Source organism: Oceanisphaera sp. (assembly GCF_052084945.1).
Classification (GTDB): Bacteria; Pseudomonadota; Gammaproteobacteria; order Enterobacterales; family Aeromonadaceae; genus Oceanimonas.
Window position 1 is genome coordinate 1 of record NZ_JBQDEX010000074.1, and the last position, 10,483, is coordinate 10,483.

Sequence of the window (10,483 nt, forward strand, 5' to 3'; positions counted from 1 at the left end):
GGCATCGCCGTCTAGCGGTAGGAATCCCCTTCCTTTAGGGAGGGGAGGATGTCAATCTTAACAAGTTATTTAGCTCTTTTAAATCTAATTAAACATTCAAAATTTAGCATTCAACATTGCCTTCAGCTTGGTGTTAACTATATTGGACTCAATAGCAGCAGATTTATTAGGCACATCTGCCTTAGCCAGCGCAGTGGGAGCAACAACGGATGAAACAGCAAACAGTCATATTGCATCACGGTGCAGTGCAAGGTGTTACCGGTTCGTGCCACGAGTTACAAATTAATGGCACGGGTATTCTAATAGATTGCGGCTTGTTTCAAGGTAAAGAGCAGCGCGACGATCTCGCTATCGACTTTGCCATCGACCACATTAAAGCGCTGGTGATCACCCATGTGCATATTGACCACACCGGTCGACTGCCTTACTTATTAATGGCCGGTTTTAAAGGCCCTATTTATTGCTCTCAGCCCACGGCATTGCTGCTACCCGCCATGTTAGAAGATGCGCTAAAAATTGGCTTTACCCGCAATAAAAAGCTGATTAACAAAGTCCTTAAATTACTCAAATCACGCTTGCGCCCCCTGCCCTATAACGAGTGGCAAAGCATTGCTAATACAGAAATAGAAATACGCTTACAGCGCGCCGGGCACATATTGGGCTCAGCCTATGTAGAATGTACAACACCCCATCAGCGCGTGGTGTTTAGTGGCGACTTAGGCGCGCCCCACTCCCCGTTACTCATGGCTCCCATCTCACCAGAGTGTTGTGACGTATTAGTACTAGAAAGTACCTACGGCGATAAGATTCACGACAACCGAGCAGACAGGCGGTTACGCCTAAAAGAAGCCATAGAGCATGCCCTTGCCGATGGGGGAACCTTGCTCATTCCCGCATTTAGCTTAGGCCGAACACAAGATTTATTATATGAAATAGAAGGCTTAATTAGTGAGTTTGCCAACGATGCCGCCGCCCCCGGCTTACCGTGGCAAGAGTTAGAGGTAGTTGTTGATTCACCCTTAGCGGCTAACTTTACGCGGCTATATCGCAAGCTAAAACCCTATTGGAATAACGAAGCCAAGGCACGATTACAAGCAGGTCGCCACCCGTTATCGTTTCAGCAAGTGACTGTGGTTAATAGCCACCAAGATCATATAAAAGCCGTACAATACCTGGCCAACACCCACAAACCGTTTATTGTATTGGCCGGCTCAGGCATGTGCACCGGTGGCCGCGTGGTTAATTACTTAAAAGCCTTATTAGAAGACAGCCGCAACGACGTATTGTTTGTCGGTTATCAAGCTGAGGGCACACCTGGGCGCGACATTTTAGAATACGGCCCTCACTTTTCAGCCCCCCAAGCCGCAACACAAAAAGCCGGCTGGGTGGCACTCGACGGCACCCGATACACCATTAACGCCAAAGTGCACCAAGTCAGCGGCTACTCAGCTCACGCAGGGCAAGACGACTTAATACGCTTTGCGACAGACATCACCCCAGCCCCCAAACAAATCCGCCTGATCCACGGCGAACACAACGCCAAAGCCACATTGCAGCAAAAACTCACCGCCGCATTGCCTAATACCGAGGTGTTAATTCCTTAGAAAGACACAAAGCCGAATGCTTTTAAGCAATGCCAAGATCGACAAGATCAAAGAAAGCTCACCATGAGTCTGGTAGAGTAGCTACTATCGCTATTTTATTAATAACCAATGCCAAGCCAACCATGTCTATAGACTATTACCAACAGCAAGCTGAGCCTTTCTATCACGGCACTATTAATGTGGATATGAGCCCGCTGTATCAGCGCTTTTTGCCTTATGTACCTAAAGGCGGCAGCATAGTCGATGCCGGTTGTGGCTCGGGGCGCGATAGTCTGTATTTTACTAATCTTGGCTTTAAGGTGCTCGCTTTTGATGCCAGCCCTGCTTTAGTTAACCTCGCCGAGCAGCACACAGGTTTAGCAATTAGCCAATGTCGATTCGAGCAGTTCACGCCTATCGAACCCGTCGATGCTATTTGGGCTTGCGCATCATTGCTGCATGTTCCTCGTGTAGAGCTAAATAAGGTAATGGCGCACTTGGCCGCACAGCTTAAACCAAACGGTGTGTTTTACTGCTCGTTTAAGTACGGACAAGATGAAGTAAGCCGAGATGGTCGTCACTTTACCAATGTAGATGAAGCCGGTTTAAATGAGTTAATCAAGGATCTGCCACTAAGCATTATCGAACACTGGCAAACCGGCGACTTACGCCAAGGTCGCGAACACGAGCGTTGGTTGAACGTGTTATTAAGGAAGGCTTAACACATGAGTGCTCCTCAGCTACTCACCGGCGGCAGCCTGCAAGATCCGAGCTTTAATCAGCCGTTATTACCGACCTTATTAACGGCCATTAATAATACTGCCGCACACAGTCAAATTACCATTGCAGTATCATTTATTCGCCATAGTGGCTGGCGACTCTTACATGACGCTTTATTTGAGGCTCGTAAGCGTGGAGTAACACTTAATATTATTACCTCGGATTATTTGGATGTGACCGAGCCAGTGGCGCTACGTGAAATGATGCTATTGGCTGAACGCGGCGCTGAAGTTAAGGTTTATCAAAGCGCGAGTCAGGCGGGCTTTCATCTTAAATCCTATTTGTTCATCCAACAGCACAGCCGCCAGCGTTTACAAGGCTTGGGCTTGGTGGGTTCAAGTAATATCTCTAAGGCCGCATTAACTAACTCTCTGGAATGGAACTGGCAACTCACCGTAGATGCCGAACCACACAGCTCTGCGGCCATCAGCTTACTTGCTCTACAAACACAGATGCAGCAATTAGCACAAGATGTGCGTGTTGTGCCGTTAACGCATGAATGGATTGATCACTATTTTGAACGTTATCAGCAAAGCCCTTTAACCCACTTACGTGTGATCACAGGCGATCAAATTACTGATGACGAAGTCCTAGATGAAACACCACTGCCAAATGCGGTGCAAGAACAAGCACTAATAGCCTTAAATGATACTCGCAAGTTTGGTTTTAAACGCGGTTTAGTGGTGATGGCTACCGGTCTTGGCAAAACTTGGCTGGCCGCGTTTGACGCCCGTCAACTTAACGCTAAAAGACTGTTATTTGTCGCTCATCGTGACGAAATAATTCGCCAAGCCCAAGCAACCTTTATCCGCATGAACCCCAAGGCTCATACCGGCTTATATAATGGCCAACAGCAACAACAAGCAGACTGGCTGTTTGCGTCAGTTCAAACCTTGGGCCGAGCCGACCATTTACAGCAGTTTGCTCAAGATCACTTTGATTACATCATTATTGATGAATTTCACCATGCCACAGCACCAACTTATCGTAAGCTACTAGATCACTTTCGTCCGCGTTTCTTACTTGGCCTCACCGCTACGCCAGACCGTACTGACCAAGCCGACATACTCGCCTTATGTGACGATAATTTAGTATTTGAGCGCGGCCTGCGTGACGCCATTGTCGATAAACACTTGGTGCCTTTTATCTACCAAGGTGTGTATGACGAATTTATTAATTACGACGAGATCCCATGGCGCAATGGCCGCTTTGATCCCGATGCACTCGATGCCGCTTTTGCCAGCAAAAAGCGCGCTAAACATGCGTTAAATAAATGGCAAGAGTTTAAACAAAGTCGCACCTTAGCGTTTTGTATTTCTACTCGCCATGCCGACTTTATGGCGCGCATTTTTAACGAGGCAGGTATTAACGCCGCCGCCGTCTATGCAGGATCGACCAAACCTCGTAACCAAGCACTCAGTGAATTAGAAAGTGGCACCTTAGAGGTTATTTTCTCAGTCGATTTGTTTAACGAAGGCACCGACTTACCCGCTATAGACACCTTATTAATGCTGCGTCCCACTGAGTCACGCATTGTCTTTTTACAGCAGTTAGGCCGAGGCTTAAGATTGTGCGCTGGCAAAACACACCTAGTGGTGGTCGACTTAGTAGGCAACCATAAAGCCTGTTTATTTAAGCCAGAACTACTGCGTGAAGTCACTCAAGTGGAACCCAATGAGCAGAGCTTAACAACAGCACGTTTACCGGAAGGCTGCTTTATTAATTTAGAACCGCAGTTACTGCCGTTAATGGACAAACTGCGTTACGGTGGCCGCGTTAAAGTAGTTGATGATTATCGCCGCCTAAAAGATCAGTTAGGTCACAGGCCCACAGCAGTTCAGGCTTTTCAGGCAGGTTTCGATTTTAGTAAATTGCGCAAACAACACGGTAGCTGGTTTGAATTAGTACACACCGAACAAGACTTAACACCATCAGAAGTGGTGGTATTAGATAAACTTAGAGACTTCTTACTGACCGGTATTGAAACGACCACACTCACTAAAAGCTTTAAAGTTATCTTGCTACAAGCCTTGCTAGAACTAGACGGCCTGCAAAAGCCACCTAGGTTACAAGCATTGGCCGAACAATCGCGCTATGTGCTAGAGCGCCACCCCGATCTACTCCAACTCGACTTAGCGCCTAAGCAACAAGCAATGACAGCAGACTCAAAAGCTTGGTTAAGTTATTGGAAAAATAATCCGATTAACCATAGTAGTAATATAGACAGCAACCAAAAAGTGGCCGAAACCAGTCAAGGTTACGAGATATCTACCTCTGCCCAAAACAAAACCGCTAAATATTGGTTTAGCAGAGACAACGAACGCTTCACGCCCGACTTTAGCTTTCCCGAACAAGAATTAAACACCTTACACCAAATGATGCAAGAGTTAGTCAATTTGCGACTAGCGGAGTATAGGCGCAGGAAAGAGCGCTATAAGTAAAGCCTGAAAAAATATAGCCCCACACACCTAGGTATGAAGGGCTTATATCAGTTTATAGTACAAACGATATCAGTTGACCAGTCACTGCTGTTTGATATTTCTGCTATCTCTCGTGCCTTAATTACCTCAATCATCTGCTGTGGCAGAGCTTGAGAGAAGTCGAATTTTTGCAGCCCCCAGTTATTAAACTTAAGACGCCAATACCCAACTCCTTGATCTAGTCTTATTAAAACCTGCTTACCCGACTGGAAGGTTAGCGTTAGCCTTCTTCTGTGCGCAATATGCTCATTAGAATGATGCACTGTCAATTCAAGATCGACTTCATGCAAATGTTTAAACAAGGTTAAGTAAGCTTTCTTGAATTCATCCTCACAATCCCAGTCATGAAAAAGCAGGTGCCCTGTTCTGTCCTTATTCTTAAATGAAGTTTCAATCGTAACTCTTGCCTGACTATCTTTGCAGAGCGGAAGCAACATATCACCAAGCAATATCAAGGATGCAGGGTTTTGCAGGTAACGATCCGTGTAATGAATGCTCTCAATGGTATCGTTGAGTAAAAGCTGCTTCAGTTCTGCATTATTTTCTTGAAGATGTGTCCAGAACCTATCGCCAAACTCTTTGGCGATACCATTAAACTGTTCTGTCACTTCGAGCTGGGTACTGCCTATCAACACCGACTGAGACCAATCACTGGTACTAATCGGCTGTAATGCATACTTAGCTTCACTAGTACTAGTGACAACTATACCTCTAGATTGATGCCAGTTTTCATCTGGCACAGACGAGAGTGACTCAGAGCAAGCCACAGTAATAATGTCATGACCATTAAAAAGCTGTGCTAAGACTGCTGAGTTATTCTGAGTCGCGGTATGAAGCGTTGCGCCTAACAGCACAAAGTGCAGCAAGTCTTGTCGAATATCTGCATAAATATCTCCTACGGGTAATACCAGCTCTACTTTAACGTTGTTCTGTATTAGGTAACCTTCAATAACTCTACGAAACTGAGGCGCCATCAAATCCCAGTCTCGGAAATCGCCTTTCAGCCACACGAATAAACGGTCAGCACCTTTATTCACTTGCTCTCTGAATACTTCTTCAATAGTGCCGGGATAATAACGACCTTTTTCAAGTAATTGTTCATTCTCTGGTAAACCAATGAATCGTTTAAAGTCATTTCCTAACCAATTTAGAGCGATGGTGCGATCAAGCTTGTCATGATCATGACGGCTTTGAGAGTCTAATAAACATTCACTACAAGAAGTCTCACAATGCGTGCAGTGCAAGTTATCTACCATCTTAGCCAGCAGGTCTTCAATATGAAGAGCAGCGCTAGAGGCGAACCCTGCCCCCCCGCTGATCACATCAAAAAGCTGTAAGACAGTCACTCCATGACCACTTTCTAGCTTCATTGGCCGCGTGGCATAACCCAATTCAGAAGTAGAAATACCCAATATGCCTGCTAGTGCAGAGCGTAGCGCTACCGCTAAGGTAACGGCTGTGATCTTGGATTGCTCATCTTGCTCAGGAAGATATTCATGAGTTTGTGGATGGCGCAGAATAAGTTCGAACACATCTGTTCTTGCCTGAAAACCAAGGTGCACACTTGGCATCAAGCGTGCCGAGCCTTCACAGGGTAAGCGGTGTCCACTGCTATCTTTATCTGATTTGCTGGCTCTTAAAGGAAAATGATCTTTATCTGGCGATAGAGTCTTAGGGAAATCGCCATTTTTATCTAATGACTCGGCTCGACCACAGCTCATACATAACGCATAACCGGTGCCAGAATCACCGGAGCTATGATGAAAAACATGACCATCGGCGCCATAAGCCATAGAGCCAAGTAGTGAATTAGGTAGCGGATGATAATCACTCTTTACCGACACCCAAGCTGGCTGAACTTGTATATATCTTTGGTGATTAATATCGTTGGTTGGCGATTGGTAAAAATCGGTAGCAAAGCCTGACGGTTGTAATACTTTCCTAGTATTACCCCCCTTGATCGGTTGCTGGCACTTAATATTACTGCAACACAGATCACCAATATTGGTCTGCACACTGGTTTCATAACCCGTTTGACCACAGTGATCACAGCGCCATGCTAAATCAAACTTTTGCGCTTCGTGGCCAGAGGTATCAGACACATTATGCCAGTGCAGTGATACACCAGCGGAGCGAAATACACGGCCATCCAAGACAATTTCCGCTCCGGGCGCATACTCTCTGATGGCAATGGCTAAGTTGCGGGAAGGCAAGCCACGGTAACGAGAAATATTATCTTCACGATCCTCTTTTTCTTTACGGGGGCTTTTGTTAAAGCGAATAAAATCTTCGATATTATTATTATCGAAGTTCACCACATCGGTCGGAAACCCGTAGCCTGGCAAGAAAGTTTTAGCGGCCAAGTCCCGTAATAAGTACTCTCCACACAATCGAGTCAGTTCCATCTTTAAACGATAGCTAAAAGGAGTGTCGTCCTGAGCCGTACTGAGCTCTGCTTGAAGGAACTCGTACTCTTTGAGCCAATAGTTTCTTAGCTCGGTAATTTTTTCAATGGCAGCCTCGCGCAATAAGCTCGGTGAATGAGACGCCAGTGCCGTGCCTTTTACCAATATCTTAACGGCTGAATCACAGTCAAGATCAGAAAAGCTAAGCCAGTTGATAAACTTGGCGCATATCGAGTCATCACCAAGGTAGAACCACTCAGCATTCAGTGAGGTTTTTTCTTTCGTGGTTCTGCCTACTTTTTCTCTTAAAAAGATAGATAGCAGTAAAGAGTTAACGTGACGTTGTACCAAGCGTACAGAATTTAACGCCACACTGGGTGCAGGGATTACAGTTTCAAACGGCCAAGATGGGTTTGCAAACACCTGTTTGTCATGAGGGTTTGATTTACACAGCGTGTAGGCAAGAGCGCGAGACTCTTTACTACGCCCTGCTCGGCCAGCTCGCTGCAAATAGTTAGCAGGGTGTGGCGGCACGTTATTCATCACTACCGCTGAAACACCGCCGATATCTACCCCCATTTCCATGGTGGTAGAGCAGTTGAGTACGTTAATTTTTCCTTTTTTAAACTGGTTCTCATAAGAGTCCAATCGTTCAGCAGATTGCTGGGCTGAGTGCTCGGCCGTGCGATAGTAAAATCCGCCTTCAACTGCTCGGTCGTTAATATCCGTCCAGAGGTTTTGAGATCGTAACGCTTGAACATTCCCATCATCTTTAACTTGTTCTCGAACTTTAGCCAACCCTAGTTGGTAATCTTCTTGTTCCGCACCAAACTGCCATACGGTAGGCAGCTCAATTGACTCACACTGATATGATTTTTTATCATCTTCAGTCAATGAGGCAAAGTCCATATGACCCGGCAGGTAAGGCGTTAGCCCCTTGAAGGTAGTGTCGATCAATTTATGGGTAACGGGGCAAATATATGCTTTGTCGCTAAAAGAGAAGGTCAAATTTTCTCGTGGCAAATAAAACTGATTACCATCCGACTTGAGTACCTGTCCGCGCTGGGTTAAATCTAACCAAGCTGCATTAAGCCAAAGATTAACGGTATCAACATCGTCGGGAGATTTAGGGTCAAGGTTGGCGCCTAGTAACAGCAGTTTGATCAAGCGATTTCCGGCACGGCCCTTTCTTATTTGCGGCCAGCGCTTAACACGCATCTCATCTTCTTCTTCTGACTTCGGCGTTCGTAGATATTTAGAAGAAAAACGTGAACCAATCCAATCGCGCCAGCTGGCTTCTAGTTGAATATATGAGTTTTCTCGAACATGAAAATCCAACGAAACCTTGAGGAAATCTAGCCAATCATCCAAAGTCAGATCACGAGCCGCCCAGGATTCAGGCACTGTGTTAATCAACTCTAATCCTTGATAGCTGACTTTAACTAAGCCTTGAGTTTCAAGGCTGTTCTGTCGTTTAGGTCTACGCATAAATTCACGGAATAAGAGCATTTCAGATAACTTGTAAGGCCCAGAGTCTTTATCAAATACTTCAGGGCTCAAGTAAAAATTATAACTTAAAATGGCGCCATAAATATCCGATTTCTGAGCTAATCCTTTCGCCACTTCTTGCCAGTCTAAAGTGGCTAGTGTAAGGGGTTTAGTACCAGACTGAAGCAAGCGGGCTTTTTCTTCCAACATATTGGCAACGTCATCCATACCATCTTGACGGAATCCTGCTGCTTGGGTCAAAAGTGTTTCGGGGGATGTACCATCATTAGGCAATTGTACTTCAGGCTGTTTACTTTGAGCTTGTCGTAATACCTCTATGACCAATCCACGCAACCGCGAACGCTCAGCTTCCTGTTGCATACGCACCGCCATACGTGCAGCACCTTGGCGACTATCAGTAAAGGTAATCAGTTTTCGACCACGTCCTGGTAGCATTTGTGGCCCTACCTTGTCACCTGGTTCAGGCTCGTGGTCGGGGCAGTATTCCAAGATAGTAGGTACGGCGTTAGCCACATAAAAAGGCGCGCCCAAAAGTGCTCGGCGCAAAGGGAAGCCATGATTGTAACCGCTGAAATTACAGTTGGCACAAGCTGGCTTAGCATTACCTCCGTCTAGCAATTTTAACGTCACTCGTTCACCCGTTGCGCCCAAAAACTCACCATTAACTTTATCTATATTAATGGGTACATAACAATCGGTAGCTTGATGAGTGGCTGCCAGCATTAACGGCCATTGCACTGTGCTACTGAGATCTACAATTTCTGTTTTATCTTGTTCTTCACTAGCCTCATGCTGCAAAGAAAACTCATCGTCGCCTGATGAATCCCACTGAATCAATGAGCCTTGCTTATCACGGGCCAGTAAATGAGGCTCATTACATTCTTGGCAAAAGCTCAGCTCTAATACCAAAGAGCCACAATTACAGCGCTGGCGTTGGTTTACATAAACATTGCCATAAGGCCAAACCGCTTTAAGTGCCGTACCTTGTTTTGCCGAGCACTTAGGATCAACACAACACCACAGCCCTTGAGTCATACGTTGAAAAAAGTGGGCTCTTAACTTAAGAAAAGCTGCGTCATCTTCTGTTGGCTTAGTACCGGATGCCACATCTAGCCAACGTAGCGCGGCTTGCTGGCTTAAACGTTCAGCCCCTGTTTCCACGCTCATCAACCTGGTAATTTCATTTAACTGCAGCGGTTTTTTAGCATTTACCAATACGTGGCGAAGTGCACGCGCCTCACGAGAGTTAACTAAAGCTTGAAAACGCTCGGGCGACACCTCTGTCGATTCGTCAACATCCATTGCCTCAATGCCTTCTAAGGCAAGTGATTCACCTGCAACAGCTGTAAGTTTAGGGACTTGGCGTTGGCCACCGATCACTTCAATCTGTTCTGGAGATACGCCCGTTAAATCAGAGAGGAATTTTTTAAGCTGCTGCTCTGCATCATCGTCAGCGATAGTTGCAGAGGTTGCCACAAAGCGAACATCTTTAGCTTCCACACCAAAAGCATGTAACACACGGCGCAGCTGTAACGCCAACTCGGCAGCCTGAGAACCTACATAAGTGTGCGCTTCATCTAGCACAATCCAACGTAATGATTTTTGCTGACGAGAGATTTCAACAATAGGTGCATCAACTTGGCGCACCATCATATATTCAAGCATAGTGCCATTCGTTACTAAAATTGGAGCTGGCTCTTGCCTTAGTAACTCACGAGAGAGCACC

Annotated in this window: 4 protein-coding genes; 3 read left to right on the forward strand and 1 reads right to left on the reverse strand. The window is 45.9% G+C overall.

Annotated elements, in window-relative coordinates:
* The first annotated feature begins 209 nt into the window (after positions 1-209).
* The 3 genes from ACTHY5_RS07965 to ACTHY5_RS07975 all read left to right on the forward strand — a co-directional run bounded on the left by ACTHY5_RS07965 (position 210) and on the right by ACTHY5_RS07975 (position 4,804).
* The gene (locus ACTHY5_RS07965) at positions 210-1,604 is read left to right on the forward strand and encodes an MBL fold metallo-hydrolase RNA specificity domain-containing protein (RefSeq protein ID WP_441878469.1); all 1,395 of its coding nucleotides are present in this window, start codon (positions 210-212) and stop codon (positions 1,602-1,604) included.
* Between the two features lie 122 nt (positions 1,605-1,726).
* Positions 1,727-2,305, forward strand: coding sequence for a class I SAM-dependent methyltransferase (locus ACTHY5_RS07970; RefSeq protein ID WP_441878471.1), 579 nt, complete (start codon positions 1,727-1,729; stop codon positions 2,303-2,305).
* 3 nt (positions 2,306-2,308) lie between these two features.
* A complete protein-coding gene (locus tag ACTHY5_RS07975) occupies positions 2,309-4,804 on the forward strand; it encodes a DEAD/DEAH box helicase family protein (protein ID WP_441878473.1) in 2,496 nt (831 codons plus the stop codon).
* A 47-nt stretch (positions 4,805-4,851) separates the two neighbouring features.
* On the opposite strand, the gene ACTHY5_RS07980 is transcribed toward ACTHY5_RS07975, so the two are convergent.
* Entirely contained in the window at positions 4,852-10,422 is a 5,571-nt protein-coding gene (locus ACTHY5_RS07980) for a helicase-related protein (protein WP_441878475.1), read from the reverse strand.
* Positions 10,423-10,483: the final 61 nt, after the last annotated feature.

Coding starts and splice junctions, on each gene's coding strand:
- ACTHY5_RS07965 (WP_441878469.1), top strand. CDS start 210: ATGAAACAGCAAACAGTCATATTGCATCACGGTGCAGTGCAAGGTGTT.
- ACTHY5_RS07970 (WP_441878471.1), top strand. CDS start 1,727: ATGTCTATAGACTATTACCAACAGCAAGCTGAGCCTTTCTATCACGGC.
- ACTHY5_RS07975 (WP_441878473.1), top strand. CDS start 2,309: ATGAGTGCTCCTCAGCTACTCACCGGCGGCAGCCTGCAAGATCCGAGC.
- ACTHY5_RS07980 (WP_441878475.1), bottom strand. CDS start 10,422: ATGCTTGAATATATGATGGTGCGCCAAGTTGATGCACCTATTGTTGAA.